The sequence below is a fragment of the Candidatus Nitrosocosmicus sp. R genome (assembly GCF_054408505.1).
On the sequence record NZ_CP167090.1, the window covers coordinates 1897532 to 1915638 of the forward strand.

Here is an 18107-nt window from a genome sequence, read left to right on the forward strand (position 1 = left end):
GCCCTATATTGTATTCTTAAATGAAAACAAAGAAGAATAAAAAACCGAAGTAAATGGTAATGAGTTAGTTTGCTTAGGAGTTTTTTCTTAGAAAAAATACAATAAGTTTCAATTTTTTAGTTCCATTTGGACGCATATTGCACAATTCTAAATATGTTCAAAACGGGTATGGTATCTGATTTATTGAGGCTTACGGTATTAATAATACTAGGACCTTTCCTGATAAGCATCATCTATGGATGATGAATTGTCGGATTAGCATAATTAGACTTTATTATTTAATATTTTATTGCCGATTGAGTAGGAGGATAGTTGAAAATTCAAATCTGAGTTGCACCTCTAACCATCCTAAGATATCCACAAATTCCTATTTCAAAGAATTTGAAAATACTATGAAAATATGACAATAAATCAAAATTACTTAGAGATGCGACACCATAAGATGTTGGTGTTGATATCTTAACTTCGCAGAGCTGTCAAAATCTATTATTAGTATATGTTTTTAATCATAGAATATGTAATACTCTAATCATGTGGGGCGATTTGGATAAGAGTCAAATTGATGATCTTTTAAAGTCAGAATTAATAGGCAGAGTAGGATGTTTCGATGGTAACAAAGTCTATGTTGTTCCTATCACTTATGCTTATGATAATGGATACATTTATGGGCATACAAAGGATGGATTGAAAATTCAAATGATACGAAATAATCCAAATGTCTGTTTTGAAATTGATTGGATGAAAGACATGAATAATTGGAAAAGTGTGATTGCGTATGGAACATTTGAGGAACTGAAAGGGGATGAAGCTAATAAAGGATTGGAAATTCTGATGAAATCAATTATGTCTAATTTAGATAGAAAATCCTCTCCGACTGAAACCTATGGTCCTGATAATCTAGGTATCAAAAATTTTGCTTTTCAGCACTCATTTTTATCGCCATTTTTACATAGTAATAATAAGGAAATTTTTGATATTGTGGTGTATCGAATTAAAGTAAATGAGGCTACAGGAAAATATGGGGATAATAAAGAACCTATTTCAGACAATTAGCACAGGATTTTTATTAGTTCCATAATTTAGTGTACGGAGTAGTTGGTAACGCTATAGATTTGAATTGTAATCGATTTGCTTTGATTTCATCATATCCAACCTCGCGCCCGCTGTTTTTTTCATGATAATCATTTATTGCCTGTCGATACTTCTTTAGCAATAGCCCATAGAGCTCATTTCTTATTACTAAATGTGAAGTATATACAACCTTTGACATATGAAGATTTTCCATTAACGATAAATAGAACAGCAGACGTTCCGAGGGAATAAGATAATTATATCTTTCAATTGAAAGTGTTACAATTCTAATATCTCGCAAAGTGTTATCAAATCTTTCTGCTATACTCTTTTCTAGATCTTTTATTTTTTCAAGAGTTTGAGAACTGAGCATTATTTCCTCCAATTGATTCTTTTTTATAATCAAAAAATATCCTTTAAAAATGTCTATTTTTTGAATCAAGCTTTCAAGCGACATAGTATTTTCTATGAGTTGCATTTCATTTTTTATTATCATGTCATATAAATTTTCAAATTCTCTTTCTGATAGTCTTTGTAAGTCATCCAAAAGTAGTATAACTTGTTTGGATTTTTCATTTGGTGGAATTATAGAATTGTCATAAATTACGGATAAGAAAAGTCCTATCCCAGGAATAGACGATAAGGACGTTTTAACTAAATTATCAATTAATGGATCCGTTTTAATAGTTAATAAGACAGACTCTATTTTTTCTTTGGCGTTTTGCCAATTTCTGGGCGTATCCACAATATCGTGAAAACAACCCAATATATAATTATATACTATCCGATTAGATGGTAAAAGATATTAAAGATTTTCGATGACATAATCTACTGCTAAACAACACTGAACAGTTGTTTTTTTTACCTTATGAAGTGCAACTAGACTTTAATTCGTCTAAACAAAAAATTACTAAGTTAACAGATCCACTATCCCTCATGGATACAAACCTCACGGGGCTCACCTAATAATTTATTAGCAATTTATTAAAAAGTAAACTCTCGTACCTTTGAAAAAATATTAAATTGAGATATCTTATATCTTCTGTATTTTATTAAGAAAACATAAATCATGAAACGACATTGCTGTTCTGTTGGTTGATTGACTTTGGAATAGGTATTCACAAGAGTACGAAATGTCTGATTACAATTAGCAACCCCTCCAACATCTTGCTGAATCTGTTTTTCATACTAATTACGGAGATTATGATCCCTTGTAATGGTAGGGTTGTTTCACCAATCCCGTAGACAGTCCTTGAATTAATATATGTAACATACACAGGTCCATTATAATAGTTGTATGTAGTTTCCATCGGAACAGTAACAACTATGACGGTATCTGTTACATCATCATCTCCATCAATCATAGATACGTTATCTGAAATATCTGATATGCCGATTGAAGAAATATAGGATAAGGAATGGTAACTTCAGAAACAGATCAAGTATGATGGGGTTTCAGATATGGTATTACGACTGGTAAACTATCATAAGATAATGAATATTGGATAATTACAAAATCAGGTGATGTTAGAAGATATGATTATCGCGTGCTATTACCTGAGATTTTTCATTATTATTGATTAAGAAAAATCAGAAATCCCAATAAACGCCATCAGATTATAGCTCTAATCATAAAATCAAATAACAACTAATTTGTTGAATTATATTCTTGTAAAGTTAGGATGACCGAATTATAAAACAGACATAACTTTTTTGTTTTTATTTGAAATTCACATATGAAGAAACTTTATAGTATATTAGGGTCATCTAAATATTACATTTCCGATAGCAAGTACTAATCAAATATTAGTATTATTTCTCCCGCTTTTACAGGTTGCTGTTTGTTGAACAATATGTCTATTATCTTTCCATCTCTTGGAGATTTGATTTCATTGTGCATTTTCATTGCTTCAAGAACTAAAAGAGATTCACCCGTTTTAACATATGATCCAAGTTGCACATAAATATCAATTATATATCCACTCATGGGTGCACGCAATTCCTGAATGGTTTCTTGGTCAATATTTATTTTAGATAACGTGTATGTCATGCCATTTATGATTAAGAAAGATTGTTGTTTACCCTCATTTCCTATTCCTGTTCTTTCATAAAAATCAAGATAAAACTTCTTTGAATCTATAACAAATTCATTTTCTTTTATTTTGGTCAAATCTATAGTTTTTTCATTTATAAGAATTTTATCCCCCTGCATTTTTACTTCATAAGTTGTTCCGTTAACCTCTAACTTCATTTGACCCACCTCATAGAATTTTCTAAATTATAATTCCCTTGTAACTTAAGAAATTCTTCATATCTGCTTAAAATCCAGGGTTGTCTCTGCTCATTTTCTTGTTTTGTTTCGTCTTCTTTAAAGGACTCGCCTGATGATCCTCGTCTTTTCAACATATTTTCAAATACTATTGCTGCAATTTCCCCATCCTTTTCTGAATATGATTCCATTTTTTCAACAAAAGCAGTATCGTAATTTCCGGATAGAAATCGATCATCATTTAAAGCAGATAAATGAAAAGGTATAGTTGATGGAATACCAGAAATTCTTAAAGATAAGAGAGCATTTTTCATTTTTTCAATTGCCTCTTTTCTATTTTCTGCCCTGACTATTACTTTGGCAATTAACGAGTCATAAAATGGAGGGATGCTATATCCTGTATACAATGAACTATCTATCCTAATATTTTGTGAATCAATAGGAGGGGTATAATTCTTTACCAAACCAGGATATGGTGTAAAGGCAATAGGATGTTCAGCATTTATTCTGCACTCAATGGCATGTCCACTGGCTTTTATATCATTTTGTTCAAGTGTCATCCCACCCCTACATGATATGTTAAGTTGTTGTTCTACTATATCAATTCCAGTAACGGCTTCTGTTATAGGATGTTCTACTTGTATCCTTGAATTTATCTCCATAAAATAAAATGAACCATTCTTTAATAGAAATTCGACCGTCCCGGCGTTATCATATCGAATTTTTTCCATAATTTCAACCGCAGTTTTTACCAAACTCTCCCTAGAAACGTCATCTAATGATGGCGAGGGTGTTTCTTCGATCAATTTTTGATGCCTCCTCTGAATAGTACATTCTCTTTCTCCTAGATGGATTACTCTCGAATGATCACCAATTATCTGTACTTCTATATGTCTTGGATTTTGTACATATTTTTCAAGATATACTCTACCTGAACCAAAGCTTAATAACGCTTCCCTTATAGAGAACTTTAATAATTTTGTCAATTGTTGAGGAGAATCTATAATTTGAAGTCCCCTCCCACCTCCTCCTCTTGCAGCTTTTATAATTACCGGATATCCTAATTTTTCTGCAAATTCCAATGCCTCATCTATATCAGATACTTCTTTACCCTTTATAGTAGTAGCAACGTTTGATAATATCTCTTTAGCTAGCACTTTATCTCCCGAAATTTTTAATACATCAGAAGAAGGTCCAATAAAGACCAATCCTTCTTTGTTACACAAATTAGCAAATTCTGATTTTTCAGCAAGAAAACCATATCCTGGATGTACGAATGTACAATCCATTTTTCTTGCTGCATCAATTACCTTTATCATATTCAAATAACTCTCATTGGGTAAATTTCCCCCGATATTTTCTACACTGTCACAATGTTTTATATGCAAGCTATCCTTGTCAGCATCAGAATATATTCCACATGGAGAATAGCCTAGTTTACGACATGTCTTGGCCACTCTTATCACAATTTCTCCTCTATTAGCTAAAAGTATTCTCTCCATTTTGAAACTAAGTCACAAAGTAAAATTAATATTATTCTATACCAAAAAATTTTGGTATTCACCAGCATATTACATAATGGCTTAGTTACAAAACCATTTTGTACTAATAAATTGATCAAGCATATTAAATTATGGTTTTATATAGGCATGTTTCCATGCTTTCTTTTTGGTAAATCTTCTCTTTTCCTATTGATGGCATTTAGAGCAGAAATCAGTTTCTGCCGAGTCTCTCTTGGCATTATTACATTGTCAATATAACCTTTAGAAGCTGCAATATATGGATTTGAAAATTTTTTTTCATAATCTGATACTAACTCAGATCTCCTTTTTCCTTTATTTTCAGAAATAGATAATTCTTTTCTAAATATAATATTACATGCACTTTCAGCACCCATAACAGCGATCTCAGCTTTTGGCCAGGCGAAATTATAATCTCCTCCTATATGTTTACTATTCATTACATCATATGCTCCACCATAAGCCTTTCTTGTGATTACTGAAAGTCTAGGTACAGTAGCTTCCGAGAATGCGAATAAAAGCTTTGCACCATGTCTTATTATTCCCCTCCATTCCTGATCTGTACCAGGAAGAAATCCAGGAACATCAACGAAAGTTATTATAGGAATGTTGAAGCAGTCACAAAATCTTACAAATCTTGCTGCCTTGTTGCAAGAATCTATATCTAAAACTCCGGCTAAAATTTCCGGGTTATTGGCAACTATACCGACAGCGTTACCATCCAACCTAGCAAAACCAATTATGATATTTCTAGCCCAGAATTTTTGGACTTCGAAAAAGTCTCCTTTATCAACTACTTTTCTAATTACATTTTCCATACTATATGACATATATGAGTCGGAAGGAAGAATTGAATCAAGGCCTTCATCCAGAAGATTGGAACTATCCATTGATTTGACCCTTGGTGATGATTCCAGATTGTTGGACGGAATAAATGAAAGCAATTTTTTCAATATTTCAAAGCAATCATATTCATCATCTGCCACAAAATGAGCCACACCACTTTTTTCATTATGTATGTATGCACCCCCTAGATCTGTAGATGTAACATTTTCATTGGAGACTTGTCTCACAACATCTGGACCAGTAACAAACATGTATGCTGATTTTGTCATTATTATAAAATCAGTCAAAGCGGGAGAATAAACTGCACCTCCTGCACAAGGGCCCATTATCAAAGATATTTGAGGAATTATGCCAGAGACTCTAACATTTCTGTGGAATATATCTGCGTAACCACCTAGGCTTTCGACCCCTTCTTGGATCCTTGCACCTCCAGAATCGTTTATACCTATTATTGGAACCCCTTGTTTTAATGCATGATCCATTACCTTACATATCTTTGATGCAAAACTGAGACCGAGTGAACCCCCTAAGACTGTAAAGTCATGACAAAATGAATAGACTAAACGAGAATCTATTCTTCCATAACCTGTTATGACACCGTCACCTAGAATTTTTTTATTTTCCATTCCAAAATCATGACAATTGTGAATTACAAAAGGATCTATTTCCTCAAAACTGCCTGTATCAAATAAGGCATTGATTCTTTCAGTCGCTGTCAATTGACCCTTTTTTCTCTGTTCTTCTAGTTTCTCTTTTCCACCACCTAGAAGATGAGTTATCCTCTTGGCTTCTAAATCAGAAAAATTCATAATCCAAATTATACAATTTAATAAAAAGAGTTTTCGTTATCGTTCTAGTATTATTCTAATTGTTATTGCAAAAGCATCATAGGGAGAGCAAAATCAGATGAAATATGATAATTTAACAATTATTTAAAAACAAAGGATTCTGATATTGTTTACATAGGCTTTCTTGTTGATTAGTTTGAGTCTTGTATTCGGATTATATATAGAATTTGAAACCCTGGCGATTCCAATTTCTTGTACTATCCCACAGTATTGGATATCGACTATTAGGTTCAAAGCTAAAATGCTCCGTATGATAGTAAAAAAATAGGCTGGGGCATCTATTTATTGCAGTAATTGTCTTCCTTTCACCAGCCAGTAGGATTTTATTGACTGAGTTAACCCTTCTGCAAAACCTTTCCTTTTGAAAGTACTAATATCCCTCAAAATCACTATGGTCAATTAAGGTTAATTTAGATTCACATCCAGAGTATCTGGATCTAGTCTAGATCCTATTATAAAGATCACTGCACCTATTGAAATATTCAAGAGGAGTACGAGTGGAATACAAATAATCCAAATATTTATTTTGAAATTGATTGAATGAAAGATATGATCAATTCGTAAAGTGTGATTGTTTATGGCACCTCAATGTCTTTTTTTCATTAGCTTTTATATGAAATTAATTGTATAAGTATTGAATATTTTCGTAGCTTTACTTTGGTTACTAGTTTAATTTCGTATATGGGAAGCAAATCAAGTTCTTGGAAGCAATAACCAAGGTTGCCGTGTTGTTTGAAGCCATTTTGGATTTTAAATATTATGTTTATTTATTAAATCATTATACTAAAAATTCAGATCGAAGCAATGATAAAGAAGATCTTAATACCAGACCATGGTACAGAGGTTTCAAATATGGTACTTGTAACAGCCTATGTAATCGCTGGACCATGTAATGCTCAAATCATATCGATTCATGTTATTGAGGTTAGTGAAGATCCATACTTTGATATTTAGAAACAATACAGAATGATTGAAAAAACAAAATTGATAACAACAGTGGAAAATGTATGTCCTAAAAGGGCACAAAAACACATTGAGAGGTTAAGTGCTCAAATCATAGTATCTGAAAACATGTGCTCAACTGGAATAGCTACGGTAAAAATTCGAGTGCAAATTACAAGAAAGTAGACAGGATTGTAATGAGTAGCAATAACAGGTTAAGAGGTATTTCAAAATTAAAAGCATTGGACAGTGTTACTAGAAAAGTTTCCGAAATGGCGAATTGCCCAGTACTTATAGTTCATAAAATGATTTGTCTTAGTCAAACAAGTATACATCATAATTTTGAAATATTGGATTTATAGCAGAATGTTTTTGGACCACTACAAAATTTAGGGAATCTTGATTCTAAAAATATTGACCTATTATAGTCATATAGTAAGAAACATCTGAGTGAGAAGGACCCTATATCGTGTTAAGTCCAATGAAATAGATAGACGACCTTTCCTAACCTTCATAGTTAGATTTTTTAAGACAGATTTAAAAAAACAACTTTTGAATTTATTAACAAATCTCCACATTGAAATAGCAATATAACAATGACATGTCTTGCTTGAAAAATGACCCTCTATTCAAGAATCCATAATCTCTAAGACAAGGATAACCACTATTCATCACATGGTCCCGATTCTTGTTTAATTTGACACTTTGTTCAAAAATATAATCATCTAAATTGTTAATTAAGTAGCAGTCATCACCTCCATCATACCCCGAAGAGTAAGTCATTTAACTTCAACCTTCTGGCTGGGATGATTTGGAATCCTGTGCTTATAAGAAATAAATTTGCTTTTTGAATCTATTCCTATCATTTTGTTTTTTTACTTTTCTCTATCAATTTCTTTCATGAGATAGATAGGTTATATTAAATTATGAAAATACTCTGATCTGATAAGAATTACACTCAAAGTTAATAAATGATAGATAATGAATAGAAAAAGAATGACAAAATCCGACTATAATTGAATTTTCAATAAAAGAGTACTATCAATAATTCCATCATAAATCATTCCAATCAAAATGACGATTTAGATGAAAATTGTATTGACGAGTACGCAACAGCTATTGAACAGATACCTATTCCCCTGAGCTATTAGAATTGCAAACCTAAACAGAGAATGAAGAACTCAGAAAATAGAGATTTGAAATTATATGATGTGATTGCTGAGAAGAGTGGCAAAACAATAAAAAAATGATCATCACTTTATTTCTTGCTCTTAGATGCCACACAATCACCCGTGATAACCCGATCTATGAGTCAAAACCCAACACATAATACTAGAGTCACGGTCCTACAAAAAACATGTCACATTTCCGTAATATGGTTTAAAATGGGTCCGATAAAGGTATCTTGAATTCATTAATTATTCCATGTACTTTTATATTATTTTACATATTCTTGATAATAAGTGGAATGGAGAGTTTATAAAATTTACAAGTTCCTCAAAAATGTTTATTTGAAATATTATAATACCCTTTCCTTAAATAAGAACTTAATAATTTCAGGGATTTTGGGCTTCCTAGTTAGTTTAGTCGTTGCACAAATTTCAGCCGAATATTCCGTCGATATTGTGCTAAACTCAGCATTGACAGTAATAATGGGTTATCTAACATACAAGACAATTTTTGCGGTTCTCTTTCACCTTGATAACAAACAAAGATATACAGAAAGATTAACTGGAAAATTAAATTTTCAAAAATTAAAGCAGATTCTGATCAAAATGCTATTCGCTAGTTCTGTGTTTGATATCGTAAATAACTTGACGAGTTTCATTCTCATGGTTCAGCTCCTAGAATTAGAATATTCACCAGTAGAATCGACAACCATCTCTTCTATAATTGCTTCAGTATTGTCATATGCCGTCATAAATTTCATTATTAGATATCTTCATGTTTTTGGCTCAGAGAAACGATAGGTTTTTGGCATTAAATTTCAAGATAATGATTGAAATGTACTCGCGATAGTTAAGAGGAAACTAACTTGCGTACCAGTTCATAATTTTCTGTGGTTTAACTCTATGGCTTTATACCAATTTAAAGAAAAAGAGAGAGGATGCCGCCTTACACTATCTTCTCTTATACAACCGTATGCAATACAAACTCTTCCACTATGGGGTTTTGAGGAGGCACAGAATTAATGGAGGTTACTTCAGCTCTTATTGTGTAGTTTTTATTGCCGTCTAAGAATGGTACATCGATATGATATGCTCCAGTGCTGCTAAAATCCGGGCCATATACGTTTGTTTCGTTACCATTGTTCTTTATTAACTCCAAAGGTAATGATTCACCAGAAGTAACAAAGGTTTCTGTAAATAGGGTATTATTGTTGTTCTCTAATAATGTAATATTGAATACTATAGGCGTAGTCCTATCGAGTGTCACTGTCAACGGTTTGAAGTCAAGAAGGGCTCTGTAGTCTTTTGTAAGGTTAAATACCGAACCAACTCCGGAAGACATTTGGAGGTTTTGACCTTTTTCAAAAGAATCACTTACTGATACTATTGCTTGTCTCCAGGGATGAATAATGCAATGATAAACATAATTTCCGGACTTGTCAAAGGTGTATTGAAAGAATGCATTTGCAGTTGCTGGCATTATTCCTGAATTAAAAACATCACCAGTATGAGAAGAATTTGGCACACCGCTAGTCACTGTATGGGGTTGACCAAAATCATTGTTAAACCATACTACAGTTGTTCCAACAGGAACATTAATTGCGGGTGGGTAGTAATGGTATGGACTGTCTCGCTGGGCAGCTCCGGGAACTATGCTCACAGCGTACGTACCTGGAGTATTTTGTAGGGTAGCCATACTTCCCATTTGGCCATAAGAATTAGGTATTATTGTCACTGTTGAACTTGATGATATCGAAGTAATAATAATGAGTGCAGACGCAACTAATATTGTGCCAATGAATCGAATTTTTAAATATTTATTAAAATTCATTGATTTCTGTTGAGTTTTGATATTTATAACCTTTTTAATAATTCATTTACCCAGCAAGGTTAAATCATTGTAAATTGTCACGCATTATGAAATTTATAATCTTTCCATGATTAGGATATACAGAATACGATTAGTTTTCTTCAATAGTGAATGCTAAATAAAAAAGAATAGATTGGTTATTTCCAAACCGAAGATGTTTAAATGACTATTTGGTAAACTATTCATCCTATATTCATTATATTTTAAAAGACTAAGGAATAACATTTATTGTTCCTACCATCATTGGATGCAATCTACAAAAGTACGAAAATTCACCTGCATTAATGAATTTGTGTGAAAAAGTTTTAGATGGTGAAATAAGAGATGTTAACCCAGAGTCAAATATTTGACCTACAGTTGGAGTGTTTGGTATTCCAGATGTAACTGTGTGTATAGTATTATCGTTATTAGTCCATGTTATTGTGTCTCCTACGTTGATTGTAATTGGATTTGGTACATATGATTTATCGCCAAGGGTAGTTGCCCCTTTTACTATTGAAACTTGGATTGAATTGTTATCATTGGATGAAGATATGTTAGATAAAGATGATTCTTGTTCCCGTTCCTGCGTGGTAGGTTTTTTCATTTCTTTTTCTTTCGTTTCATTATGATTATTGCCATGCATACTGGGAGGAGATGACTCGACCATTTCTGTAGAAGTTATATTTCCATTTGGATCAGCTTTTTGTAAGGTCTTTGTCAAGTTCATCTGCCAGTCATTCATGTTTACCGATTTAGTAATAGCTATGCTCTTTCCATCAATAGCGTTGGCAGGAGGGTCAGTCACATTAAAGTATCCCATCGCTCCGCGCTCTTCCGGTATTCCATGGAAATGAAATGTGAATTTACCAGGCCACGGCCATTTTGCTTCTAAAATGGCTGTATTTCCTGAGGCTAATTCCCAAGATTGAACCTTTAGGGGTGAATTTTCTAGAATACCTGAAGGCCATGCTTTAAACAGAGTTCCGTGAATATGCATACCATAGGCTGGAGACATTCCCATATTAGCAAGGTAAATTCGTACTGTCTCATTAGTCATTGCTGGAAGAGGATTCAATTCATATTGTTCTGCATAACCATTGTAAAAGTAGTACTCGGGTAACGGAATAAGTTGATTTTGAGTATCATATTCTCCTGCAACAAAAACATATTCTCTAGCAGGTGGTAATGGATCCTTTGGGTAAACTATGAATGCACCATACAAACCCATTCTCACATGTTGCATTACTGGAGGAACATGGCAGTGGTATGCTAGGGCACCAGCCGGTTGCGCAATAAAATCATAAGTGTATGTTCCATTTGTTCCTATTATTTCAAAAACACCATCTTGTTCACTAGGATGGTCTCCATGTAAATGAACTGTATGTGGTAATGGCGTCTTATTAATAAAATGAACTATTACTCTATCTCCCTCTGTAGCTGTTAAAGTAGGGCCCGGAATAGTGCCATTGTAAGTCCATGCATCCACACGGAGTCCCGGCGCTATTTCTAAGGTAGTATTTTCTGCAATTAGGGTATACTCGTGGATTTTTGGCGGTGAAGGTTGTTGTTGTAATTCTTTTTGGGTCTGATTCACTGAATAAGAAATGCTATCTGTCATATTGTCATTCTCTATAATAGGTTTAGATGATGATGTGTCTGGTGAAATAGATTGAGACTGGGCTTGGGCTAATGCAATATTACCGTTATTAGTAATAAAAAAGATATTAGTAGTAGTACCAGCTATTAGTAAGATTGAGACTATAAAAGAAATTGTTTTCCTTGATTTCCATCTATGGTCTTTTCTTAAAGACATTTTATTTGTAATCTAAACTACTAGATCCCGTGTTTATGTCTTTTGTATTATGATCTCGCGGGCGTAATTTACATTATATTTATTAAAAAAATTGGATTTCTAAAAGATATTTAATTATAATTTTGTATATTATATTGTTCATCACATGTCATGTTATCATCCACTAAGCTTGTGCATAATTTCTCCAACCCGAAGTAATAGTATTGCTTTCTGCCAGGTTATCAACTTCCCATACTCCCTTTATATTATATTGATCAACCTAATTGCAATGCAATGCAATGTGATACATGCATAACAATAATATAAAGGATTATCGTTGATACATCTGATCAAAATTGTCTCCAACTTTTATAGCACTTATGCTCATTCCGATAGGAGTGTTAGCGGTAATGTTCATTTCAGGGTTTCAAATATTCCAAGTATTATCTCCCGGTACAGAAGAAGAAGTTACGGTATTACTAAAACAAAATGGAGTGTGTATAGTAGAGGCATCTGATAAAGTCCCACGGCAAATAAACAATTGTCAATATGAAGCAGGAGATCAGATTGTTATTACATTTAAGAATGAGCAACCTGCAATAGAATCTCATAGACCGGTTTGAGTTTTTGAAATAATTATCAAACCCATTTTACGCTAGGAGTATTTTTTCACTATCTAACGTTTTTGGTAGACCTAGATTTCCATTCCTTTGAATGATCATCAAATAACATCCATAGATATTTTTGCTCCTTGTAGAAAATAAAAATTTTCATATACACAATTACTATCATTCTCTTCCGATTAGAGAGAACCAGGTATTTAGATAGACTCTCAAAATCATATAATAAAACACTATTTAGATACAATATCGCCTTTATTCTACTATGCAAGTTTGATTAGCGAAATAAGACTTTATAGGTCTTATGTTTAATTATATATGTTATTCAATTAAAATAATTAGGAATGCCTCATGTTATATAAGATAGTCTATTTTCTTGATGATGGTATTTTAAAAGTCAAAATTAAAGAATGATCTTTTAGCAATGATTTTTCAGGTTTCATGTTCAAATCTGCAAATAGCATAGAAATTAGAGTACCCATATATAAAGAACATTTTTGGCTTAAATTATGCTGTATTCTTAGTTCGACAGTATTTTCAGATTTGATTACTGTGTTTGTAAATTTAGAGGCAGAAAGCCAAAGTTTTATTACATCTATAATAGTATCAACATCATTTTTTCCGTGAATAAATGAAATAGCATCCCGCATACCAGTATAACATACGGTTCTGGCCGCTTTTACTAAATCTTCTTCTGAAATATTTTCAAAAATACGTTGTACAAATGGTTTCTGTAAAAAGACAAATCCCACATCGCTTACAAACTGATCCCAACTAACATATTTTTTTAATACATGATTTATTATACTTGAAATAGTTTTATCCTCTTGAATTGCCTGATTATTGATCTTTTCGTATACATCAGTAGGAATGCGTATAGCTGTATTAATAGTATTAGGAGTAGATGAGTTCTGATTCGAATTGAGTTTTGTCATATAATATAGTTTTTGTTTGACGTTATTATTCATTGTGATGCATTAGATTACTGATGGAATAATCGTAAAACCACAAATCATAAACCAGTATAATTTATTTTAGTAAAATAAAAAAGTTATTGTTCTTAGCGTCATAATATAGTTTGATTGAAAACTTTCTTTTAAAGCGGATTCTGGTATTTGTTTATTTATAAAAACTAGTTCCACGACAATAGTAATTTTTGCCATTCCCTTGAAAGAAATTGGGATATGTTATAAGATTATACATGAAGATCATATTTGATTTATCAATAATTGGTGGAAGAATGAGTGTCTACAAGATTCTGTTGACCCCAGCATACAAAACATTTTTGTTAATGCAAATACTTTCCTGTCCAACATACTTGAGGCATTTTGTAAGTAAACCTGAAAGTATGCAGCACGCCTATTTATTGTATTGATAGCTTAAAAATATAAGCCCGCATATTTAATTATCCCAGTTATTCCTCTCCTCTTCTCCTCCAGCAGGGCTATATTGACTGAGTTAACCCTTCTGCAAAACCTTTCCTTTTGAAAGTAATAATAGTCTCAAACTCACTATGGTCAATTAAGGTTAATTTAGATTCACATCCCGAGTATCTGGATTCAATCTAGAACCTATCATAAGGATTATTGCACCTATTGAAATATTCAAGGCAAGTACCAATGGAATAAGGTTTGGTGAAACAGATTTTTTGTTAGACAAAGGACTTCGCAATAATCGGAGACCATGAACCAATTATCAAGCATTCATTGTAAACAAGACCCGAGGTAGTATTTCTTATTTCTGTCGGAAATCTTTCTGATAAGAACACAGGCATAGGACCAAATGCTGTTACGGACAAGAATATCAATGTGAATGCAAAAAATATTTTTTTGTGGGATATTTGTAGAAATAAACAAACCTCAAAGTAATGGTACGGATAGTATTATAGATGCAATCGCAAAATTGTTATTATTTTCATCCTTCCTATAAGTTGACTAACGGGTCCTGTAAATATGGTGCCTAATAGTGCTGCAACCGTTACTCAATCATTATTATTGCGACATCATTTTTGTTAATTTCCACAGTATTCTAAAAATACAGGCATGAAACCTATGGATGTATAATAAGAACACATGAGACAGGTCTTAATTATTAATGCGAAAAAAATCCATTTTCGTTGGACCACATCAGATAAAATATTTTTCAATGGTGTTTTGTGTATCTCCTTTCTTTGTTCCTTGGATTCTAACTATACTTTTGATTCAACTATATTTAATCTATTTATTAATGCCGCTAATCCAAGAATTAATCATGTGAAAAACAGAATTTGCCATCCTATTTCAACAAATTTGTCGTTTGGAAAGAAATTAAGCACTAAAAGGTACATGACGGAGGCAAGCACAAATCCAAATGAATATCCACTTTGAACAAAGCCTGAAAGCAATCCTCACGACTTGTTTGGTAACATTTCCATACAATTGAATTAGTCTAATGAATTGATTACTATCAGTCCTTCTATCCTAAGACTTGCAGTTGGAAATGATTCAAAAAATACTCAAAGCTTAAAAAATATCTGATAATTAGTGAATTTCATACATTGTTAAAAGTTGATCAATTAAAATAGATGAAAGCAATCTTACTAAAAAAGATGCTAAATCCGCTGCATAGACTACACCGCCTAGCCTCAGATATCATGGTTCCAGATTTAATTTTCAACGGCAATAATAGACACGCTGATAACGATGGTCTGTATATATGTTTGTCATTGACAGAAAGCTGAGCATAAGCAAAGCGCTGATACCAAATGAAACAAACGAAAGTTTCAATTGCATTGTGGCTTTTGAAGCACATGCTAACTATATGTGAGTGATTAATCTTTTCACTTTAGAATGCTTCATACATTATTATAAGGTATCTTGCAATATTCTTTTTTATCCGCTATAACAAATGAAAAAATAATAACTTAACAATCCTCCAATGAATTTTATATGATCTTATTCATTGTCCAATAACGAATCATGAAACATGTTATTCCACTCTTTGCAATAATTCAAAAGCTGCTGATTCTTCTCCATTACGTGGGGCCGATTATTTGGAATATAAGATAATATTTGAAACAAATGATAACAAAAAACATTCCATCAAAACTACAAATTTGACAATTCCACCCAATATTGGTCCTCTAATCAAATATTTTAGAGGAAAAGCTGTAAAAAAAAGTGTGAGACAATAAGATAAAAGGTTGGGCCTTGATTCCACGATGTTGTTGTAGTTGGTTTCAGACAAGAGATATAACACTACTAGCTAATTCTTCTTTTTCACTTATTTGTGGGGTCCAACTACCAATAGCTGTGTATACTTTGTACTTTCTTATCCATTCATAAAAATAGAACTATAAGCGCCCATAATAGCCTACAAAAAGGCTTGGGAGAAAAAAGCAGCTAAATTAAACGAATTTCTTGTTAATGTTATATGAGCCATATCTCTTCTTCTTTTTCTCTTTTAGGCCGCTAAATACTATCTATTGCAAAATAAAAGAAGATGAGTAATAATGCAACTGCCTTCTAGCACCTGTCACTAACAACCAAAGTTACCGGTATCCACCCAATCGGTTTTGATTATTATCCACCAATCTACTGCAAGATCCCGTAGCACATACTTGTAGGGCAAATAGCCATAGCCTTGATTGCCCCAGTTTGTACCCCAAGAATTACGTATAAGAATAGCTCCTGTAGTCTCTTCACCGCAACCATTGTTTTCTATTTTTAGGTCATCATCGTATCCTACCGCCATTACTGCATGTCCTCCAAGAACTCTTTCTGTGATGCAGGGAAATGGAATATTGCCTTTTGCTAAAGAATTAGCAGCAGAAGCCTGCTCAACTGATTCATGAACAGTGAAACCAAACATAGAAGGAATTCCTTTTGACAGATTGTCCTTTATTGTATATAGAAGATTTTCCTTGGTGATATTTGGTATGTCAAGGCGGACATAATTGATCGCCTGATAGTTTCTAGCAAAAGCATAGCAAAATGCAGGTGGTTCTCTATCAAATTTAGATATATCGTATTTCCAATACTCCTCTGGCGGGACGCCAAATAATCTCATAGCCCCCATTGTACTTCTTAAGTATGCTCCTGTGTCTCCTCGAAGCCGCAAAAGATTCCTCGTTACTTTATAAAGAAATAAACTAGAAGCATCTATGTGCTTTCCAAATGCCTTTCTTTCAAAATACTCTACCATTCCTACTCCCGCTTGTGCAGTACATGAACCCAGGATCCCTTGATCCTCAACTTGAGAACAATACTGTCTTATTTGGTCTACTCTTGTAGGGAGAGAAAGCTTTTTGCTCTTTGCTGTTGATTGGGTAGTATCTACGCCTACCTCTGAAAATAGTGGCTTGACCTCTTCAGCACTTAACGTATAATCTCTTATGCTGGGATAATCAGGAATCCATCCTGTTCCCTTCCCATTAATAGTAGTCTGACTCATTTTTCTCATTTTTGTGCCAGTGATGTTTTATATAAGTAATTTGTTGAAGTATGTGCGTCAGTACTTTTTTGTTTACACAATTGGTAGACATAACAGAGCTAATGCCAATATCTGCCAATGTATTGAGCTAGCATATTTTTTAGTAAATAGCATCTACAAAACAACCTATGCAAGGTTTCTAAAACAGGAGATTGGGATCCACCTGAAGCCTATTTCATAACAAAACAGTTTGACACATGTAGGGGGCCCTTCTCCTCAACTATTTTCAAAAAACCGGTGACAGCCCAAGGAATTAGAGGCTATATTGTTAATCGATTAAAGAAAATGAATTTGAGAAGCCCTTGGAAATCGTCTCAAAACTCTTGAATACATTGTATCTCATAAAAATGAATTATATCCATGTCATTCTTTCCGAATTTTTGCAATCACTCAACTTCAGAGGGCTAAAGTAGACAAGACTATCAAAAAAATGATTGTCGGACACAAAACTGACTTATACTCGGTATATTACAAAGCATATAAAGATGAAAGGTTACTAGTATATATTACAGATATAAAACTATTGAGTATTAGTAAGGAAACTAAGTTAAAGAGTATGATTGAAGAATTAGAAGAAAAGAATAACAACGAAAATTCAGTTGACCGGAGATTAATAGCAAAAGATAAGGAAGTCGAAGGATTAAATTTATTTCTTTGCAAAATTTTGTCATCAACAATCATGATATGAGATCAGTTTTGTCTCATTAT

Annotated in this window: 16 protein-coding genes; 7 read left to right on the plus strand and 9 right to left on the minus strand. The window is 32.9% G+C overall.

Features of this window, described 5'->3' with window-relative positions; all coding sequences use genetic code 11:
• The first annotated feature begins 531 nt into the window (after positions 1 to 531).
• Positions 532 to 1053 (plus strand): pyridoxamine 5'-phosphate oxidase family protein, encoded by a 522-nt coding sequence (locus tag AAGU22_RS09805; protein WP_458718932.1) that lies wholly within the window; start codon positions 532 to 534, stop codon positions 1051 to 1053.
• Positions 1054 to 1066: 13 nt separating this feature from the next.
• Here AAGU22_RS09805 and AAGU22_RS09810 read toward each other — a convergent pair whose 3' ends face one another.
• The 5 genes from AAGU22_RS09810 to AAGU22_RS09830 form a co-directional block, all read right to left on the minus strand.
• Positions 1067 to 1816, minus strand: a complete 750-nt coding sequence (locus AAGU22_RS09810) for a hypothetical protein (RefSeq protein WP_458718933.1) — start codon at positions 1814 to 1816, stop codon at positions 1067 to 1069.
• Positions 1817 to 2189: 373 nt separating this feature from the next.
• On the minus strand, positions 2190 to 2435 hold the full coding sequence (locus AAGU22_RS09815) for a hypothetical protein (RefSeq protein WP_458718934.1): 246 nt from the start codon (positions 2433 to 2435) through the stop codon (positions 2190 to 2192).
• Between the two features lie 431 nt (positions 2436 to 2866).
• Positions 2867 to 3322: an acyl-CoA carboxylase biotin carboxyl carrier protein subunit gene (locus AAGU22_RS09820; RefSeq protein ID WP_458718935.1), complete on the minus strand. Its 456-nt coding sequence runs from the start codon at positions 3320 to 3322 to the stop codon at positions 2867 to 2869.
• Positions 3319 to 4842, minus strand: coding sequence for an acetyl-CoA carboxylase biotin carboxylase subunit (locus tag AAGU22_RS09825; protein ID WP_458718936.1), 1524 nt, complete (start codon positions 4840 to 4842; stop codon positions 3319 to 3321). The genes AAGU22_RS09820 and AAGU22_RS09825 overlap by 4 nt, the downstream gene beginning before the upstream one ends.
• Positions 4843 to 4979: 137 nt before the next feature.
• Positions 4980 to 6515: an acyl-CoA carboxylase subunit beta gene (locus AAGU22_RS09830; RefSeq protein ID WP_458718937.1), complete on the minus strand. Its 1536-nt coding sequence runs from the start codon at positions 6513 to 6515 to the stop codon at positions 4980 to 4982.
• An 843-nt stretch (positions 6516 to 7358) separates the two neighbouring features.
• On the opposite strand from AAGU22_RS09830, the gene AAGU22_RS09835 reads away from it, so the two are divergent.
• The 3 genes from AAGU22_RS09835 (at position 7359) to AAGU22_RS09845 (ending at position 9466) form a co-directional block, all read left to right on the plus strand.
• Positions 7359 to 7508 (plus strand): hypothetical protein, encoded by a 150-nt coding sequence (locus AAGU22_RS09835; protein ID WP_458718938.1) that lies wholly within the window; start codon positions 7359 to 7361, stop codon positions 7506 to 7508.
• Positions 7509 to 7520: 12 nt separating this feature from the next.
• Positions 7521 to 7682, plus strand: coding sequence for a hypothetical protein (locus AAGU22_RS09840; RefSeq protein ID WP_458718939.1), 162 nt, complete (start codon positions 7521 to 7523; stop codon positions 7680 to 7682).
• A gap of 1325 nt (positions 7683 to 9007) precedes the next feature.
• Positions 9008 to 9466, plus strand: a complete 459-nt coding sequence (locus AAGU22_RS09845; RefSeq protein WP_458718940.1) for a hypothetical protein — start codon at positions 9008 to 9010, stop codon at positions 9464 to 9466.
• Positions 9467 to 9626: 160 nt separating this feature from the next.
• Here the strand turns inward: AAGU22_RS09845 and AAGU22_RS09850 are convergent, their stop codons facing one another.
• Positions 9627 to 10496 (minus strand): cupredoxin domain-containing protein, encoded by an 870-nt coding sequence (locus AAGU22_RS09850; RefSeq protein ID WP_458718941.1) that lies wholly within the window; start codon positions 10494 to 10496, stop codon positions 9627 to 9629.
• A gap of 250 nt (positions 10497 to 10746) precedes the next feature.
• Positions 10747 to 12330, minus strand: coding sequence for a multicopper oxidase domain-containing protein (locus tag AAGU22_RS09855; RefSeq protein WP_458718942.1), 1584 nt, complete (start codon positions 12328 to 12330; stop codon positions 10747 to 10749).
• A gap of 335 nt (positions 12331 to 12665) precedes the next feature.
• On the opposite strand from AAGU22_RS09855, the gene AAGU22_RS09860 reads away from it, so the two are divergent.
• Complete coding sequence (locus AAGU22_RS09860; RefSeq protein WP_458718943.1) at positions 12666 to 12932, plus strand: hypothetical protein; 267 nt, start codon at positions 12666 to 12668, stop codon at positions 12930 to 12932.
• Positions 12933 to 13297: 365 nt separating this feature from the next.
• On the opposite strand, the gene AAGU22_RS09865 is transcribed toward AAGU22_RS09860, so the two are convergent.
• Complete coding sequence (locus AAGU22_RS09865) at positions 13298 to 13864, minus strand: hypothetical protein (RefSeq protein ID WP_458718944.1); 567 nt, start codon at positions 13862 to 13864, stop codon at positions 13298 to 13300.
• 1628 nt (positions 13865 to 15492) lie between these two features.
• Between AAGU22_RS09865 and AAGU22_RS09870 the strand changes: the two genes are divergently transcribed.
• Complete coding sequence (locus AAGU22_RS09870) at positions 15493 to 15648, plus strand: hypothetical protein (RefSeq protein WP_458718945.1); 156 nt, start codon at positions 15493 to 15495, stop codon at positions 15646 to 15648.
• A gap of 797 nt (positions 15649 to 16445) precedes the next feature.
• On the opposite strand, the gene AAGU22_RS09875 is transcribed toward AAGU22_RS09870, so the two are convergent.
• Positions 16446 to 17360 carry a C1 family peptidase gene (locus tag AAGU22_RS09875; RefSeq protein WP_458718946.1) on the minus strand — a complete coding sequence of 305 codons (915 nt, stop codon included), beginning with the start codon at positions 17358 to 17360 and terminating at the stop codon, positions 16446 to 16448.
• 562 nt (positions 17361 to 17922) lie between these two features.
• Between AAGU22_RS09875 and AAGU22_RS09880 the strand changes: the two genes are divergently transcribed.
• Positions 17923 to 18087: a hypothetical protein gene (locus AAGU22_RS09880; protein WP_458718947.1), complete on the plus strand. Its 165-nt coding sequence runs from the start codon at positions 17923 to 17925 to the stop codon at positions 18085 to 18087.
• Positions 18088 to 18107 lie beyond the last annotated feature (20 nt).

Excerpts from the sequence above, each read along its gene's own strand:
- AAGU22_RS09805 (WP_458718932.1), top strand. The coding sequence starts at position 532 with ATGTGGGGCGATTTGGATAAGAGTCAAATTGATGATCTTTTAAAGTCA.
- AAGU22_RS09815 (WP_458718934.1), bottom strand. The coding sequence starts at position 2,435 with ATGATTGATGGAGATGATGATGTAACAGATACCGTCATAGTTGTTACT.
- AAGU22_RS09820 (WP_458718935.1), bottom strand. The coding sequence starts at position 3,322 with ATGAAGTTAGAGGTTAACGGAACAACTTATGAAGTAAAAATGCAGGGG.
- AAGU22_RS09825 (WP_458718936.1), bottom strand. The coding sequence starts at position 4,842 with ATGGAGAGAATACTTTTAGCTAATAGAGGAGAAATTGTGATAAGAGTG.
- AAGU22_RS09830 (WP_458718937.1), bottom strand. The coding sequence starts at position 6,515 with ATGAATTTTTCTGATTTAGAAGCCAAGAGGATAACTCATCTTCTAGGT.
- AAGU22_RS09835 (WP_458718938.1), top strand. The coding sequence starts at position 7,359 with ATGATAAAGAAGATCTTAATACCAGACCATGGTACAGAGGTTTCAAAT.
- AAGU22_RS09840 (WP_458718939.1), top strand. The coding sequence starts at position 7,521 with ATGATTGAAAAAACAAAATTGATAACAACAGTGGAAAATGTATGTCCT.
- AAGU22_RS09850 (WP_458718941.1), bottom strand. The coding sequence starts at position 10,496 with ATGAATTTTAATAAATATTTAAAAATTCGATTCATTGGCACAATATTA.
- AAGU22_RS09855 (WP_458718942.1), bottom strand. The coding sequence starts at position 12,330 with ATGTCTTTAAGAAAAGACCATAGATGGAAATCAAGGAAAACAATTTCT.
- AAGU22_RS09865 (WP_458718944.1), bottom strand. The coding sequence starts at position 13,864 with ATGACAAAACTCAATTCGAATCAGAACTCATCTACTCCTAATACTATT.
- AAGU22_RS09870 (WP_458718945.1), top strand. The coding sequence starts at position 15,493 with ATGAAAGCAATCTTACTAAAAAAGATGCTAAATCCGCTGCATAGACTA.
- AAGU22_RS09875 (WP_458718946.1), bottom strand. The coding sequence starts at position 17,360 with ATGAGTCAGACTACTATTAATGGGAAGGGAACAGGATGGATTCCTGAT.